This is a genomic window from Actinacidiphila sp. bgisy167, assembly GCF_057707665.1.
Window position 1 is genome coordinate 18,786 of the sequence record NZ_JBYIQP010000048.1, and the last position, 15,840, is coordinate 34,625.

Annotated in this window: 13 protein-coding genes; 9 read left to right on the top strand and 4 right to left on the bottom strand. The window is 71.8% G+C overall.

Annotated elements, in window-relative coordinates:
* Positions 1 to 117 precede the first annotated feature (117 nt).
* The 3 genes from AC3ET4_RS18940 to AC3ET4_RS18950 all read right to left on the bottom strand — a co-directional run bounded on the left by AC3ET4_RS18940 (position 118) and on the right by AC3ET4_RS18950 (position 3,570).
* Complete coding sequence (locus AC3ET4_RS18940; RefSeq protein WP_431950845.1) at positions 118 to 1,302, bottom strand: glutathionylspermidine synthase family protein; 1,185 nt, start codon at positions 1,300 to 1,302, stop codon at positions 118 to 120.
* A complete protein-coding gene (locus tag AC3ET4_RS18945) occupies positions 1,302 to 1,598 on the bottom strand; it encodes a hypothetical protein (protein WP_431950847.1) in 297 nt (98 codons plus the stop codon). The genes AC3ET4_RS18940 and AC3ET4_RS18945 overlap by 1 nt, the downstream gene beginning before the upstream one ends.
* Before the next feature lie 166 nt (positions 1,599 to 1,764).
* Complete coding sequence (locus tag AC3ET4_RS18950) at positions 1,765 to 3,570, bottom strand: bifunctional metallophosphatase/5'-nucleotidase (protein WP_431950849.1); 1,806 nt, start codon at positions 3,568 to 3,570, stop codon at positions 1,765 to 1,767.
* Between the two features lie 232 nt (positions 3,571 to 3,802).
* Between AC3ET4_RS18950 and AC3ET4_RS18955 the strand changes: the two genes are divergently transcribed.
* The 9 genes from AC3ET4_RS18955 to pstB all read left to right on the top strand — a co-directional run bounded on the left by AC3ET4_RS18955 (position 3,803) and on the right by pstB (position 14,661).
* Positions 3,803 to 4,999, top strand: coding sequence for an MFS transporter (locus AC3ET4_RS18955; protein ID WP_431950851.1), 1,197 nt, complete (start codon positions 3,803 to 3,805; stop codon positions 4,997 to 4,999).
* On the top strand, positions 4,996 to 5,940 hold the full coding sequence (gene mshD / locus AC3ET4_RS18960) for a mycothiol synthase (RefSeq protein WP_431950853.1): 945 nt from the start codon (positions 4,996 to 4,998) through the stop codon (positions 5,938 to 5,940). Before AC3ET4_RS18955 ends, mshD begins: the two co-directional genes overlap by 4 nt.
* Positions 5,941 to 6,226: 286 nt before the next feature.
* The gene (locus AC3ET4_RS18965; RefSeq protein ID WP_431950855.1) at positions 6,227 to 8,527 is read left to right on the top strand and encodes an RNA degradosome polyphosphate kinase; all 2,301 of its coding nucleotides are present in this window, start codon (positions 6,227 to 6,229) and stop codon (positions 8,525 to 8,527) included.
* A complete protein-coding gene (locus tag AC3ET4_RS18970; RefSeq protein WP_431950857.1) occupies positions 8,508 to 9,758 on the top strand; it encodes a CHAD domain-containing protein in 1,251 nt (416 codons plus the stop codon). Before AC3ET4_RS18965 ends, AC3ET4_RS18970 begins: the two co-directional genes overlap by 20 nt.
* Before the next feature lie 63 nt (positions 9,759 to 9,821).
* Positions 9,822 to 10,325, top strand: a complete 504-nt coding sequence (locus tag AC3ET4_RS18975; protein WP_431950859.1) for an NUDIX hydrolase — start codon at positions 9,822 to 9,824, stop codon at positions 10,323 to 10,325.
* A 212-nt stretch (positions 10,326 to 10,537) separates the two neighbouring features.
* On the top strand, positions 10,538 to 11,680 hold the full coding sequence (gene pstS / locus AC3ET4_RS18980; protein WP_431950861.1) for a phosphate ABC transporter substrate-binding protein PstS: 1,143 nt from the start codon (positions 10,538 to 10,540) through the stop codon (positions 11,678 to 11,680).
* Between the two features lie 101 nt (positions 11,681 to 11,781).
* Positions 11,782 to 12,771 (top strand): phosphate ABC transporter permease subunit PstC, encoded by a 990-nt coding sequence (gene pstC, locus AC3ET4_RS18985; RefSeq protein ID WP_431950863.1) that lies wholly within the window; start codon positions 11,782 to 11,784, stop codon positions 12,769 to 12,771.
* Positions 12,768 to 13,841 (top strand): phosphate ABC transporter permease PstA, encoded by a 1,074-nt coding sequence (pstA, locus tag AC3ET4_RS18990; RefSeq protein WP_431950865.1) that lies wholly within the window; start codon positions 12,768 to 12,770, stop codon positions 13,839 to 13,841. The genes pstC and pstA overlap by 4 nt, the downstream gene beginning before the upstream one ends.
* 43 nt (positions 13,842 to 13,884) lie before the next feature.
* Positions 13,885 to 14,661 carry a phosphate ABC transporter ATP-binding protein PstB gene (pstB, locus tag AC3ET4_RS18995; RefSeq protein ID WP_431950867.1) on the top strand — a complete coding sequence of 259 codons (777 nt, stop codon included), beginning with the start codon at positions 13,885 to 13,887 and terminating at the stop codon, positions 14,659 to 14,661.
* Between the two features lie 179 nt (positions 14,662 to 14,840).
* Here the strand turns inward: pstB and AC3ET4_RS19000 are convergent, their stop codons facing one another.
* Positions 14,841 to 15,839, bottom strand: coding sequence for an inorganic phosphate transporter (locus AC3ET4_RS19000; protein ID WP_431950869.1), 999 nt, complete (start codon positions 15,837 to 15,839; stop codon positions 14,841 to 14,843).
* Position 15,840 lies beyond the last annotated feature (1 nt).

The following is a 15,840-nucleotide window of genomic DNA, read 5'->3' on the forward strand; positions in this document are numbered from 1 at the left end:
ACGACGTGACGGTCCGTGCCCCCAGGCGGCCTGGGACGGGACGGGCCGGCCTCCGGCTTCGAGCGGCGTCAGCCGGCCCGGGCCGGCGGTGCGGACGACGCCCGGCGTCGCCGCCGCTCAGCGGATCACGTGCGGCAGGAAGCGCGCGTACGTGTCGGTGACCAGACCCGCCGACTCGCGGATGCCGAGCCCGGCCGGCTCGTCCGCCACGACCCACGCGCCGAGCACCACGTGGTTGCCGTCGAACGCGGGCAGCGGGGCCAGTTCCTGGTAGCAACAGGGCTCCTCGGCGCGCGGCGCGGCGGTCTCGCCCGCCCGGTGCACGGTGACGCCGGCGCCCTCGCGGCCGAGCAGCGGCTTGGCGACCCAGCCGGTGGTCCGGGCGAGTTCGCGGGGACCGTCGAGATAGGCGGCGAGGAGGTTGGGGTGGCCCGGGTAGAGCTCCCACAGGACGGCCAGGAGCGCCTTGTTGGACAGCAGCATCTTCCAGGCGGGCTCGATCCAGCAGGTGGTGCCGGTGCCGCCGCCGTTGTCGAGGGTGTCCAGGACATGGCCGCCGAAGGGGTCGGAGGCCAGCCACTCCCAGGGATAGAGCTTGAAGCAGCTGCGGATGAAGCGCAGCCGGTCGTCGACGAAGCGACCGGACAGCGCGTCCCAGCCGATCTCCTCGACGGACAGGGCGCGGGTGCGAAGGCCGGCCTGCTCGGCGGTCTCCCGCAGGTACGCCACCGTCATCAGGTCCTCGCCGAGCTCGTCGGCCTCGGTGTGCGCGAAATGCACCGGGCCGGGCGGCAGCAGCGGAGCCTGACGCCGCCACGCGTCGACGAGGCGTTCGTGCAGGGAGTTCCACTGGTCGGCGCCGGGAAAACGGTCCTCCATCCAGAACCACTGGGCACTGGCCGCCTCCACCAGGGAGGTGGGGGTGTCGGCGTTGTACTCCAGCAGCTTCGCCGGGCCGGTCCCGTCGTAGCGCAGGTCGAAACGGCCGTAGAGGGAGGGGAGTTCGGCGCGCCGTCGCCAGGACTCGGCGATCCGCCCGGCCAGGCGCGGGTCGTGGACGCCGAGTTCGCGGAAGCGGTCCTCGGCCACGATGTGCTCCGCGGCGGCGAGGCACATGGCGTGCAGCTCCTCGACGGTCTCCTCCAGGGCCTCGACCTCCGGGAGCGAGAACTCGTAGTAGCCGCTCTCGTCCCAGTAGGGCCGCAAGGACCCGTCGGGGTGGCGGGTCAGCGGGTAGACGACGCCCTGGTCCTCGACGATCCGCTGCCAGCCGGGGCGCGGCTCGACGACGTGCCGCCGCATCAGCCGCCGCCGGACCCGTGGTCCGAGCCGTGGCCGCCGAAACCCCCGGTCTTCACCGACGACTTGTCGAAGCTGCCGCCCTCGGCCTTCCCGTTCCGGACTTTGCCGCCGTAGTAGTAGCTGCCCTTGCCGTTGTCGTCGTCGCACTCCTTGGCCGGGAGCGTCCGGTAGGTGTCCGGGTCGACGCAGCGCTTGTCGGGGTCGGAGCCGCACGCGGCCAGGGCGGCGGCCAGCACACCCATGCCGCCCAGGATCACCGCGCCGGACCTGAACCGCCGCCGCTGCGTAGTCGCCATGTCCCCCAGGGTAGGGAGCGCCTACGGGCGGCGGAAGAGCGGGGCGTGTACGGACGGCCGGGGGCGATCGGAGGCGACCGGGAACGGCCGGGGGCGACCGTCGCTGCCGACGGCCGCCCCCGGTGCGGTGCGTGTGTGCGCGGGACCTGCCCGCTCCGCCTCGTCCCTACCGGACGATCGTGATGCGGTCCGCCGCCGGGGCCGCCAGCGGCGCGGAGGCCGAGGAGTTGGCGGTCAGGTAGGCGTTGAGCGCGGCCAGGTCGTCGCCGCCGACGAGTTCGCCGGTGCCCTCGGCCAGCACGCCGAAGCCGTCACCGCCGCCGGAGAGGAAGGAGTTCATCGCGACGCGGTAGCTCGCGGCCGGGTCGATCGGGGCGCCGTTCAGGCGGATCGAGTCGGTCACGACGCGGGCGGCGCCGGTCTTGGTGAGGTCCAGCGTGTAGGTCAGGCCGGCCGATACCTGGAGGATCTTCGGGGCGGCCTCGTTGCTGCCGCTGACCTGCTGCTGGAGCGCGGTGACCAGTTGGGCGCCGGTCAGCGTCCGCAGGTTGACCGTGTTGCTGAACGGCTGGACGGCGAAGCCCTCGGCGTAGGTGACCACTCCGTCGCCCTCGCCGCCGGAGGCCCTGTGCACCAGGTCGGTGCGGATGCCGCCGGGGTTCATCAGCGCGATCGCGGTCGAGGGGTCGAGGGTCCTGGCGTACGCGAGCTGCGCGTCGGCGATGAGGTCGCCGAGGGGGGACTCGTCACCGGCCCGGGTGATGTCCTGCGAGATCCAGCCGACGGTGCGGCCGGCGACGGGAGCGGCCAGCGTCTGCCAGCGGCTGATCAGCGAGGTCATGTCCGCGGCCTTGTTCTGGGTGCGGTCCACGACGTGGTTGGAGCCCCGGACCGAGGCGCGCACGATGTCGTGCGTGCGCAGGTCGTACTTCATGTCCAGCTCGGTGAAGAGCCGGCCGAAGGACGCCGCGCTGGTGACCAGGCGGTCGTTGCCCTTGGGGTCGGGGATGGTGCAGACGTAGGCGTTGTGGGTGTGGCCGGTGACCAGCGCGTCGACGTCCGCCGAGGTGTGCTTGGCGATGTCGACGATCGGGCCGGACAGGCCGGCGCCCGAACCGCCCGCGTCGCAGTCGTAGTTGTACGCGGAGGAGGCGGGGAAGCCTCCCTCGTGCACCAGCGCGACGACGGCGTTGACGCCCTTGTGCTTGAGCTCCTTGGTGTACTTGTTGATCGTCTCGACCTCGTCGAGGAACTTCAGCCCCTTGACGCCCTCGGCGGTGACGATGTTCGGGGTGCCCTCGAGAGTGACGCCGATGAAGCCGACGCGGACGCCCTTGACGTTCTCGATGGTGTAGGGCTTGAGCAGCGGGCGGCCGGTCTTCTCGTCGACGACGTTCGCCGAGAGGATCGGGTAGTCGGCGCCCTTGAACTTGCGGCCCTTCTCGTAGCAGCCCTCGACCGGGTGGCAGCCGCCGTTCTGGAGGCGGAGCAGCTCGTCCTTGCCCTCGTCGAACTCGTGGTTGCCGACGCTGGTGACGTCCAGCCCCAGCTTGTTCATGGCCTCGACGGTGGGCTCGTCGTGGAACAGGCCGGACAGCAGCGGGCTGGCGCCCACGATGTCGCCGGCCGCCACGGTGAGCGAACGCTCCTGCCCCTTGCGGGCGGTGCGCAGACTGGAGGCCAGGTACTCGACGCCACCGGCGTCGACGGTCTTGGAGGTGCCGTCCGCCTGGAGCTCCGTGACGCGGCCGGACGAACCGGCCGGGGGCTCCAGGTTGCCGTGGAAGTCGTTGACGGCGAGCAACTGGAGGTCGACGGTACGGCCGCTGTTGCCGTGGCCCTTGCCTCCGTGGTGGGTCTCGTGGGCCTGGGCGGTCGGGCTCGCTATGACGAGCGCACCGACCGCGGCCAGTCCGGCGGTCGCTGCGGCGACGCGGCGCGCGGCACGGCGACGCGGGTGGGTCACTGACATGGGTCCCCTTGGACGTGGACGTTGGACGTGGACGTTGATGGACAGGCGGAGGACGGAGCGCAGCCTATTGTCAACGCGCGTAGTTGTCAGTGGCCTTGCGGTTACGGGCAGGTTTCGGCTGATCGGTTCGCGACGGGCCGCCAGGAGTGTGTCTCGCATCCTGAAAGGATCTGTCTCGCCATTCAAACCGGCGGCATAGTGGGACCCACCACCCACCGAGGAGGTGCGCGCCATGCGCCGCCGCTGGCTGATGCTCGCCCTGGGCACCGGCGCCCAAACCGCCGCCTGCGCCTTCGTCTACGGAATCCCCTACCTGGCCCCCGCGTTGCGGGACACCGCACACCTGACCCTTCCTCAGATCGGGCTCCTCATCGCCTGCCCGACCGCCGGACTGGTCGCCGCCCTCGTCGCATGGGGCGCCGCCGCGGACCGGTACGGCGAACGCGTCGTCATCGCCACCGGGCTCGGCGGCGCCGCCGCGCTGCTGGCCCTGGCCGCCGGCCCGGTCGGCGCCGGAGGCGGCCGGGCGGCGCTGGGCGCGCTGCTCGTGCTGGCCGGCGCGGCGGGGGCCTCGGTGTACTCCGCGAGCGGACGCCTCGTCATGGGCTGGTTCTCCCCGAAGGAGCGGGGACTCGCCATGGGCATCCGGCAGACCGCCACCCCACTGGGCATGGGAGCGGCCGCGCTCGCCATGCCCCTGCTCGCGGCAGGGTCCGGAGTGCGCGGCGCCTTCGCCTTCCTGGCCGCGGTGTGCGGCATCGTCGCCTGCCTGGTGGCGCTGTTCGCCGCCGACCCGGTACGCCCGCGGGCCGCCCCCGGGGCCGCCCCGGCCGCCAACCCCTACCGCGGCTCAGCCGCCTTGTGGCGGATCCACGGCGCCGGCGCCCTGCTGGTCGTACCGCAGTTCACGGCCGGGGCCTTCGCCCTGGTGCTGCTGGTGGACACCCGCGGCTGGTCCGCGGTGGGAGCCGGCCGGCTGATCGCCGTCGCGCAGGTACTGGGGGCCTGCTCGCGGATCGCCGCCGGACGCTGGTCGGACCGGGTCGGCTCCAGACTGCGGCCGATGCGGCGACTGGCCGCCGCCACTGCCGTGGTGGTCGCCGCGACGGCCCTGACCTCGGCCTTCCCCTCACCGCTCACGGCGGCCGCCCTCGTCCTGGCCGTGGGCGTGACCGCCAGCACCAACGGCCTGTCCTTCACCGCCACGGCCGAACGCGCCGGCCCGGCCTGGTCCGGCCGCGCCCTCGGCGTCCACAACACCGGGCAGAATCTGACCGCCGCCGTCGTCCCGCCGTTGAGCGCCGCCCTGATCTCGGCCTGCGGCTACTGGCCGGCTCTCGCTGCCGCGTCGGTCGTGGCCTGCGGTGCGGCGGCACTGGTGCCGGTGGACGCTGCGCACGCCCAAGCGGTCGTAAGCTCGGTCCCATGACCGACGCAAGCGCGCAGCAGACGGCCGTGAGCCCCCGCCGGATCGACGTCCTCGACGAGTTGGGCCCCGATCAGGCCGACGCCGTTCTGGCCCTGATCGAGGCAGCCGCGGAGACCGACGGCCAGGCCGCGGTCTCCGAGCAGGGCCGTCTGAACCTGCGCGGCGGCGCCCGCGAGGGCGTACGCCACCTGCTGGTCACGAGCGGGGAGGCGCTCGTCGGGTACGCCCAACTGGAGGACGCCGACCCGGTCGAGGCCCCCGCCGCCGAGCTGGTGATCCACCCCGCGCACCGCGCTCAGGGCCACGGACGCGCCCTCGGCCACGCGTTGCTCGCCGCCTCCGGCAAGCGGCTGCGGGTGTGGGCGCACGGCGGCCACCCCGCCGCCCGCCATCTGGCCGGGCTGCTCGGCCTCGCCCTCTTCCGCGAACTGCGGCAACTGCGCCGTCCGCTGCGGGAGGACGCCGGCGCGCCCCCGCTGAGCAAGCCCGCGCTCCCCGCCGGCGTCACCGTGCGCACCTTTGTCCCCGGTCAGGACGACGCCGCCTGGCTGGCGGTGAACGCCGCCGCCTTCGCGCACCACCCCGAGCAGGGCAGCCTCACCCAGCGCGATCTGGACGACCGCAAGGCCGAACCCTGGTTCGACCCGGCCGGTTTCTTCCTGGCCTTCCACGGCGACCGGCTGGCCGGCTTCCACTGGACGAAGGTGCACACGCGCGAGCACCTCGGCGAGGTCTATGTGCTGGGCATCCACCCCGAGGAGCAGGGCGGCGGCCTGGGCCGGGCGCTCACGCTGATCGGGCTGCGCCACCTCGCGCACGACCGCGGCCTGGCGACCGCGATGCTCTACGTCGACGCGGACAACGCCCCCGCCCTCGCCGTCTACGAGCGCCTCGGCTTCACCACGCACGAGGTCGACCTGATGTACCGGACGGAGACCTGAGCACCCTCCGCCCGCAGCCCGGCCCCCGGCCGGGCCCGCGGTGGCGGACCCCCACGTCACGGCCGGTATGCACGGCGATTTCCTGACCGCCACCTGCCCGTTACCGGTGATTCAACCGCGCTTGCGAGCATCTGGGAATGCAGACGCCCGCCCCGACCCCCTTTCCCCCGCTCGACCTGCCGGTATCCCGGCGCGCCGGGGACAATGGAGGCGTGGTCGGTGGCCAGGTTCCGCGCACCACCATCCACGTGAATGACGTGCCGGATCCGGAGGAGGGCTCGCACTCATGGCCTCGATGAACGTCCCGACGAATGCCCGGACCGAGCGGTCCGGCTCCGGTGCCCCGGCCTCGCCCGACACCCCGGCGGAGTCCCCCGCCTACCGCCGGCCGCACGTCGTCCCGCCCCTGCACCCCGAACCCGCGCGCCTGGACGTCCTCTCGCCGGTGCCGCGTCCCGCGCAGCAGACCGGCGACGGCCGCCCGGACGGCGCCGCGGAGGACGAGGGGAGAGGCGACGAGCTCGCGCCGAACCGCTTCCTGGACCGCGAGCAGAGCTGGCTGGCCTTCAACGAGCGGGTGCTGGAGCTCGCCGAGGACCCGGCCACCCCCCTCCTCGAACGGGCCAACTTCCTCGCGATCTTCGCCAGCAACCTGGACGAGTTCTTCATGGTCCGCGTCGCCGGCCTGAAGCGCCGCATCACCACCGGCGTCGCCCAGCGCTCCGCCTCCGGCCTGCCGCCCACCAAGGTGCTGGAGAACATCCTCAGCCGCGCCCGCGAGCTCATGGCCCGGCACGCCGCCTGCTTCCAGAACGACGTGGCCCCGGCGCTCGCCGAGGAGGACATCCACATCATCCGGTGGAACGACCTCACCGAGAAGGAGCAGGCCCGGCTCTTCACCCTCTTCCGCAACAAGATCTTCCCGGTCCTGACCCCGCTGGCCGTCGACCCGGCGCACCCGTTCCCGTACATCTCCGGCCTGTCCCTGAACCTGGCCGTCACCGTGCGCAACCCGGTCTCCGGACACGACCACTTCGCCCGGGTGAAGGTCCCGCCGATCCTGTCCCGCTTCCTCGAGGCCGGCCCGCAGCGCTTCGTCCCGCTGGAGGACGTCATCGCCGCGCACCTCGAGGAGCTCTTCCCGGGCATGGAGGTGCTGGACAGCCATATGTTCCGGGTGACCCGGAACGAGGACCTGGAGGTCGAGGAGGACGACGCGGAGAACCTGCTCCAGGCACTGGAGAAGGAACTGCTGCGCCGCCGCTTCGGCCCCCCGGTCCGCCTGGAGGTCGAGGAGTCGATCTCCCCGCAGGCCCTGGACACCCTGGCCCAGGAACTGAAGATCGCGGACGCCGAGGTCTTTCCCCTGCCCGGGCCGCTCGACCTGACCGGGCTGTTCGCGATCGCCGGGCAGGACCGTCCGGAGCTGAAGTACCCGAAGTTCATCGGCGGCACCCACCCGGATCTGGCCGAGGTCGAGTCCGCGCACGCCACCGACGTCTTCGCGGCGCTGCGTGAGCGCGACGTGCTGCTGCACCACCCGTACCACTCCTTCTCCACCTCCGTGCAGCGGTTCCTCGAGCAGGCCGCGCAGGACCCGGACGTGCTGGCCATCAAGCAGACGCTGTACCGCACCTCCGGCGACTCCCCGATCGTGGACGCCCTGATCGACGCCGCCGAGGCCGGCAAGCAGGTGCTGGTGCTGGTCGAGATCAAGGCGCGCTTCGACGAGCAGGCCAACATCAAGTGGGCCCGCAAGCTGGAGGAGGCGGGCTGCCATGTCGTCTACGGCCTGGTCGGGCTGAAGACGCACTGCAAGCTCTCGCTGGTCGTCCGCCAGGAGGGCGACACCCTGCGCCGCTACAGCCACGTCGGCACCGGCAACTACCACCCCAAGACCGCCCGGCTCTACGAGGACCTCGGGTTGCTGACCGCCGACCCGCAGGTCGGCGCCGACCTGTCCCACCTGTTCAACCGGCTCTCCGGCTACTCGCGCCGCGAGACCTACAACCGGCTGCTGGTGGCCCCGCGCAGCCTGCGCGACGGGTTGATCCAGCGGATCCTCGCGGAGATCACCCACCACCGCGAGGGTCGGCCCGCGTACATCCGGATCAAGGTCAACTCGATGGTCGACGAGGCCGTCATCGACGCGCTGTACCGGGCGTCCCGGGCGGGTGTGCCCGTCGACGTCTGGGTGCGCGGCATCTGCGCGCTGCGCCCGGGTGTGCCGGGCCTCTCGGAGAACATCAGGGTGCGCAGTGTGCTCGGCCGCTTCCTGGAGCACTCCCGGGTCTTCGTCTTCGGCAACGGAGGCGACCCCGAGGTGTGGCTCGGCAGCGCCGACATGATGCACCGCAACCTCGACCGCCGCATCGAGGCGATGGTCCGGGTCTCCGACCCGGCGCACCGGACCTCGCTGAACCAGCTGCTGGAGACCGGCACCTCGGACTCCACCTCGTCCTGGTGGCTCGGTCCGGACGGGGAGTGGACCCGGCACAGCACGGACGCCGAAGGGCGTCCGCTGCCCCACATACAGGAGATGCTCATCGAAGCGCGGAGGCGCCGGCGTGGCCCAGCGACACCCTGACGCGGCAGCGACGCCCACCGGCCTGATGTCCGGCGGGCTCACCGACCGTGAGGCCGGCGCCGTCCTCGGTCAGTACCTGCGGGACGAGGCCACGGCCTTCCTGCGCGCGCTGGCGTCACGCGAGGGCGAACCCGGCCGGCCCCCGGACGACACCGCCGAGACCGGGCGGCGGATGCGCCGCTCGGCCCGCCGCATCTCCGGCGCCCTGCACACCTTCGGGTCGCTCACCGACCCCGGCTGGGCGGACCCCCTGCGCGTCGAACTCGGCTGGCTCACCGAAACCCTCGGCCGCGAGCACCGCCACGCCGCCCGGCTCGCCCGGCTGATCGGCGCGCTCCAGCGGCTGGCCTCCGCCGAGGATCTCGGTGGCCCTCCCGCCAGTGCCGTCCCCACCGACGACGACCTCGGCCCGTGGCTGCCGGGGTCCGGCGCGCCGGACCCTGCGGCGGCGACCCGTGGTGCCGGGACCGCGGGCGCCACCGCGGCCGCGGTGCCTGCCGAGGTCGCGGAGTCGGCGACCTCGGGCACCCACGCGTCGGGGCACGCCGCGGGGGCCCGTCGCGCCCCCGCCCCGTCGCAGGCCGGCGAGCGCGGCGGCGCCGGGGGCGGCCCGCTCGCCGTGGGCGCCGCCCGGGCCGGCGCCCTGCTCGAGCGCCAGCTCACCCTCGCCCGGACCCGGGCGCACTCCGCCGCCCTGCAGGCCGTGGGCTCCTCGCGCTTCCACGCGGTCGTGGACGCGGTGGCGGTGCTCGCCTCCGAGGTGCCGCTGTCCCCGGCCGCGCGCGAGCCCGCCGCCTCCGTGCTGCCGCTGCTGGCGGAGCAGGCCCACAGCCGTCTGGCCGAGGCCGCGGCCGCGCTGCCGCTGACGCGCGCCCTGCACCCGTACAACGGCGGGACACTGCACACCTCGCTCTCCGGCGAACCGCCCGCCGAACGGGAGGACGCCGCGTGGAACCGGGTCCGGGTCCTGCTGCGACTGCGGCGCTACGCCGAGGAGGTCCTCGCCCGCGGCACCGCGTACGACGAAGGGTCCACCGCCCGGCTGGCCGCCGCGGCGCGGATGCTGGAGCAGCAGCGGGAGGCGGCGGAGGCCGCGGCCGCCGTCACCGCCGCCGCCCGCACCCCGCGGATCGCCCCGGCGACCGCCTACGCGCTGGGGGTGCTCCATGCCGACCAGCGCCTGGAGGTGGAGGCGGCCCGGTACGCCTTCGCCCACCTGTGGACGCGCTGACCCTCCGGCCGCCCCTCCCGCCGCGCCGGCCGGCGTTCCGCCGCCCGACCGCCCGACCCGTCGATGCCGCTGATCCCGTCCAGCCCGTCCCGCGGGCGCGGCACGACCCGCGCGACCCGCAGCCCGGAAAGGAGCACCGCCATCGCCTCCACCGGCGCCGCCGGCACCCCGATCCTCGCCGCCGGGGCGGTGCTGTGGCGCCGCTCGCCGGTCGACGGCGGCCTGGAGATCGCCCTGGTCCACCGTCCCAAGTACGACGACTGGTCGCTCCCGAAGGGCAAGCTCAAGCGCGGGGAGACGGCGCTCGACGGTGCGCTCCGCGAGGTCGAGGAGGAGACCGGGTTCGACTGCGTGCCCGGCCGGGAGCTGCCGTCCACCACGTACCCCGTGCAGGGACGCACGAAGATCGTGCGCTACTGGGCCGCCGAGGCGCGCGAGGGTTCCTTCGCCCCCAGCCGCGAGGTCGACCGTATGGTGTGGCTGCCGCCGACCGCCGCGCGCAACCGGCTCACCCACGAGCGGGACCGTGCCGTCCTCGACGCGTTCCTCCGCGGAACGGCCCTGTGAGGGTGGCACGCTGAGACGTACACCACTGGGCGCGCGAAGAGCACCGCACTGATATGCGAGGTTCACCTTGCGTTCACCCTCGGCCGTCGACCGCTTCACCTGATCTGCCTAATTTCGGCCTTACCGGTGAGCGAGCAGCCGCCGGGTGGATGCAGAAATCCATACCTCTGCTTCGCCGTCCACCGGCGGGCTTCAGGAAGGAATCACCAAAGGTGAAGCTTCAGCGTAAGAGCGGGCTCCGCGCCCTGGCCGTCGGCGCGGTCGCGGTCTCCGGTGCCCTCATGCTCACTGCGTGCGGTTCGGACGACAACACGAGCCCGGGCGCCGAAGGCAGCAAGGCGCCCGCCACGTCGTCCAGCAGCATCAAGTGCGCGGACAAGGGCGGCCAGCTCCTCGCCTCCGGCTCCTCGGCGCAGCAGAACGCCATGGACGCCTGGGTCAGGAACTACCAGCAGGCCTGCTCCGGCGCCCAGATCAACTACAAGGCGTCGTCCTCGGGCGAGGGCATCGTCGACTTCAACAACGGCACGGACGGCTTCGCCGGCTCCGACTCGCCGCTGAAGCCCGAAGAGGTCGAGGCGTCCAAGAAGATCTGCACCAACGGCACCGGCATCAGCATCCCGATGGTCGGCGGCCCCATCGCCATCGGTTACAACGTGGCCGGCGTGGACAACCTCGTCCTCGACGCCCCCACCCTGGCCAAGATCTTCGACTCGAAGATCACCAAGTGGGACGACGCGGCCATCAAGAAGCTGAACCCGGACGCCAAGCTTCCCAGCACCAAGATCCAGACCTTCCACCGCCAGGACGAGTCCGGCACCACGGACAACCTGACCAAGTACTTCAACGGCGCCGCCAAGGCCGAGTGGCCGTACGAGCACGCCAAGGCGTGGGCGGGCAAGGGCGGCCAGTCCGCTGCCAAGTCCGCCGGTGTCGCGGCCCAGGTCAAGCAGGTCAACGGCTCGATCGGCTACTTCGAGCTCTCCTACGCGACCGCCAACAGCATCAAGACGGTGAAGATCGACACCGGCGCCTCCGCCCCGGTCGAGGCCACCGCCGACAACGCCTCCGCCGGCATCGCGCAGGCCAAGGTCGTGGGCACCGGCGCCGACCTGTCCCTGGACATGTCCGCCGCCTACACCACCAAGGCCGACAACGCCTACCCGATCGTCCTGGTGACCTACGAGATCGCCTGCGACAAGGGCAACAAGGCCGAGACCCTGCCGCTGGTCAAGTCCTTCCTGGGCTACACCGCCTCCGAGGAGGGCCAGTCGATCCTCGCCGAGGCCGGCTACGCGCCGCTCCCGGCCGAGATCGCCACGAAGGTCCGCGCCACCGTGGACGCCCTGTCCTGACCCAGTCGGCCGGCCCCGCGACGTGATGTCGCGGGGCCGCCGCACTTCCGGTGCACCGCCGCCGGGGGAGCCATCCCCCACCCAGACCGGAGAAATGACCGATGGCTATAACCGCACAGACCCCCACCCCACCGCCGCCCGCGAAGCCGGCCGGGGCCACTGTCACGCGCCCGGGCGACAGAATCTTCTCGGGCCTCTCCCGTGGTTCCGGCATCCTGCTGCTGCTGATCATGGCGTCGATCGCGATCTTCCTGACGATCCGCTCGGTCAACGCGATCTCCAAGGACCACGGCAACTTCCTGACCACCTTCGAGTGGAACGCCGGCGCCAACCCGCCGGTCTTCGGCATCGCCGTGCTGGCCTACGGCACGATCGTCAGCTCGATCATCGCGATGGTCATCGCGGTCCCGATCGCGGTCGGCATCGCGCTGTTCATCTCGCACTACGCGCCGCGCCGCGTCGCCTCCCCGCTGTCGTACATCGTCGACCTGCTCGCCGCCGTGCCCAGCATCATCTACGGCCTGTGGGGCGCGCTCTTCCTGGTGCCGCACCTGACCGGCCTCAACATGTGGCTGGACAAGTACCTCGGCTGGACCGTCGTCTTCGACAAGGACGACCCGCAGGGCGCGGCCCGCTCGATCTTCACCGTCGGCATCCTGCTGGCGATCATGATCCTCCCGATCATCACCAACGTCAGCCGCGAGGTCTTCCGGCAGGTGCCGCGGATGCACGAGGAGGCCGCCCTGGCCCTCGGTGCGACCCGCTGGGAGACCATCCGCATGTCGGTGCTCCCCTTCGCCCGCTCCGGCATCGTCAGCGCCTCGATGCTCGGCCTCGGCCGCGCGCTCGGCGAGACGATGGCCGTCGCCACGGTGCTGTCCGCCTCCCCCGTCCTGTCGCTGCACATCCTGGACCCGGTCGGCGGCACCTTCTCCCAGAACATCGTCGCCAAGTTCGGTGAGGCCGACGAGTTCGGCCGTGACGCGCTGATCGCCTCCGGTCTGGTGCTCTTCGTCATCACCCTCCTCGTCAACGGCGCCGCCCGCGCGATCGTCGCGCGGCGCAAGGAATACTCGGGGGCCAACGCATGAGCCACGCAGTAGCAGACGAGCGCTCCGCCCCCGTGGTGCCGCAGCGCGCCCTGGCCCAGCGCCGTCTCCCGAACTGGGCCCCGCTGGCCATCGCGGCCGGCGCGATCGTGCTCGCCGTCGGCATCGGCCTCGGCGCCGGCCTGGACAGCAAGCTCCAGTGGGGTCTGATCGCCGTCCTGCTGTTCGTCCTCGGCAGCTATGTGATCGCCACCGTGGTCGAGGGCCGCCGCCAGGCCAAGGACCGGGTCGCCACCAGCGTGATCTGGGCGTCCTTCGTCCTCGCCGCGCTCCCGCTGTACTCGCTGATCCAGACCACGGTCAGCAGGGGAATCAAGATCCTCGACGGCGCCTTCCTGACGCACTCCATGAACGGCGTGCTGACCATCGGCGAGGGCGGCGGCGTCTATCACGCCATCATCGGCACCCTGGAGCAGGTCGGCATCGCCACCGCCATCGCCGCCCCGATCGGCATGCTGACCGCCGTCTACCTGGTCGAGTACGGCAAGGGCCGGCTCGCCACGGCCGTGACCTTCTTCGTCGACGTCATGACCGGCATCCCGTCGATCGTCGCCGGTCTGTTCATCCTGTCGACCTGGAACCTCCTGCTCGGCTTCGGCCCCTCGGGCTTCGCCGGCTCCATGGCGCTGGCCATCCTGATGATGCCGGTCGTCGTCCGCTCCACCGAGGAGATGCTCAAGCTCGTCCCGAACGAGCTGCGCGAGGCCTCGCTGGCGCTCGGCGTCCCCAAGTGGCGCACCATCGTGAAGGTGGTCGTCCCGACCGCGATCGGCGGCATCACCACGGGCGTCATGCTCGCGGTCGCCCGCATCGCAGGTGAGAGCGCCCCCATCGCGCTGTTGGTCTTCGGCAACAACCTGATCAACAACGACCCGTTCGACGGCCCCCAGGCCTCGCTGCCGTTCTACATCTACCAGCAGTATCAGAACGGCAACGAGCCGAGCTACGACCGGGCCTGGGCGGCGGCACTCGTGCTGATCGCCTTCGTCATGATCCTCAACCTCCTGGCACGCGGCATCGCGCGCTGGAAGGCCCCGAAGACCGGTCGCTGACGCGGCCGACATCAGCGACCACAGGATTGCGAGCATCACCACCATGGCCAAGCGAATCGACGTCAGCGGACTCTCCGCCTACTACGGCGGCTTCAAGGCGATCGACGACATCTCGATGAACATCGAGCCGCGCACGGTGACGGCCTTCATCGGCCCGTCCGGCTGCGGCAAGTCCACCTTCCTGCGCACCCTCAACCGCATGCACGAGGTCACCCCCGGCGGCCGCGTCGAGGGCAAGGTCCTCCTGGACGACGAGAACCTCTACGGCCCGGGTGTCGACCCGGTCTCGGTGCGCCGCACCGTCGGCATGGTCTTCCAGCGCCCCAACCCGTTCCCGACGATGTCGGTCTACGACAACGTCGCGGCCGGCCTGAGGCTCAACGGCGTCAAGAAGAAGGGCGACCTCGACACGATCGTCGAGAAGTCGCTGCGCGGCGCCAACCTCTGGAACGAGGTCAAGGACCGCCTGAACAAGCCCGGCTCCGGACTGTCCGGCGGTCAGCAGCAGCGTCTGTGCATCGCCCGCGCCATCGCGGTCGAGCCCCAGGTCCTGCTCATGGACGAGCCCTGCTCCGCGCTCGACCCGATCTCCACCCTCGCCATCGAGGACCTGATCGGGGAGCTCAAGGAGCGCTTCACCATCGTCATCGTGACCCACAACATGCAGCAGGCCGCGCGCGTCTCGGACCGCACCGCCTTCTTCAACCTCTCGGCGGTCGGCCAGCCCGGCAAGCTCATCGAGATCGACGACACGGAGCGGATCTTCTCCAACCCGTCCGTCCAGGCCACCGAGGACTACATCTCCGGCCGCTTCGGCTGATCGACCGGTCGGCCGATCGGCTTCGTACCGACCGGCCGGCCGATCGCTTCCGCGGCCGTCCCGAGCCGTCCTGCGGTGCTGCATGGCGGTGCCACCGCAAGGCGAAGGCCCGCCCCCCGAACGGGGGGGCGGGCCTGTTTGCGTCGTGCTCGTCGTGTCGGTGTCGTGCCGCGTCCGGCTCAGCCGAAGGCCACGTGCACCACGGCGTAGACCAGCGCGGCGACCGCCGCCGCGGCCGGCATCGTGATGAACCAGCCGATCACGATGTTCTTGGCGACGCCCCAGCGGACCGCGTTGACCCGCTTCGTCGCGCCCACGCCCATGATGGCCGAGGTGATGACGTGGGTCGTGGAGATCGGCGCCTTGAAGATGTAGGCGGTCGTGTACAGGATCGACGCCGCCGTCGTCTCCGCGGCGAAGCCCTGCGGCGGGTCCAGCTCGATGATCTTGCGGCCGAGGGTCCGCATGATCCGCCAACCGCCCGCGTAGGTGCCCAGCGACAGCATCGCGGCGCAGGTGAACTTCACCCACAGCGGGATGCCGTCGCCCTCCTCCTGGACGTCGGCGATGGTGAGCGCGAGGACGACGACACCCATCGTCTTCTGCGCGTCCTGCAGTCCGTGGCCGAGCGCCATCCCCGCCGCCGAGACGGTCTGCGCGATGCGGAAGCCCCGCTTGGCCTTGTGGGGGTTGGCCCGGCGGAAGAGCCACAGGATGAGCAGCATCACCAGGTAGCCGACGACCAGGCCGACGATCGGCGACAGGAACATCGGCAGGATGATCTTGTCCACCACCCCGGACCACAGGACGTCCGTCCCGCCGGCCAGCGCGGCGCCCACCAGGCCGCCGAACAGCGCGTGGCTGCTGGAGGAGGGCAGACCGTAGTACCAGGTGATCAGGTTCCAGACAATCGCCCCGACCAGCCCCGCGAAGAGGATCGCCATGCCGGTCTGCCCGTGCGGCGTCTCGATCAGGCCCTCGCTGACGGTGTGCGCGATGCCGGTGCCGAGGAAGGCACCGGCGAGGTTCATCACCGCGGCCATCGCCAGCGCGGCCCGCGGGGTCAGCGCCCGGGTCGACACAGAGGTGGCGATGGCGTTCGCGGAGTCGTGGAAACCGTTGGTGTACGTGAAGAAGAGCGCGACGCCGACCGTCACGATCAGGGAGAAGGTCTGCACC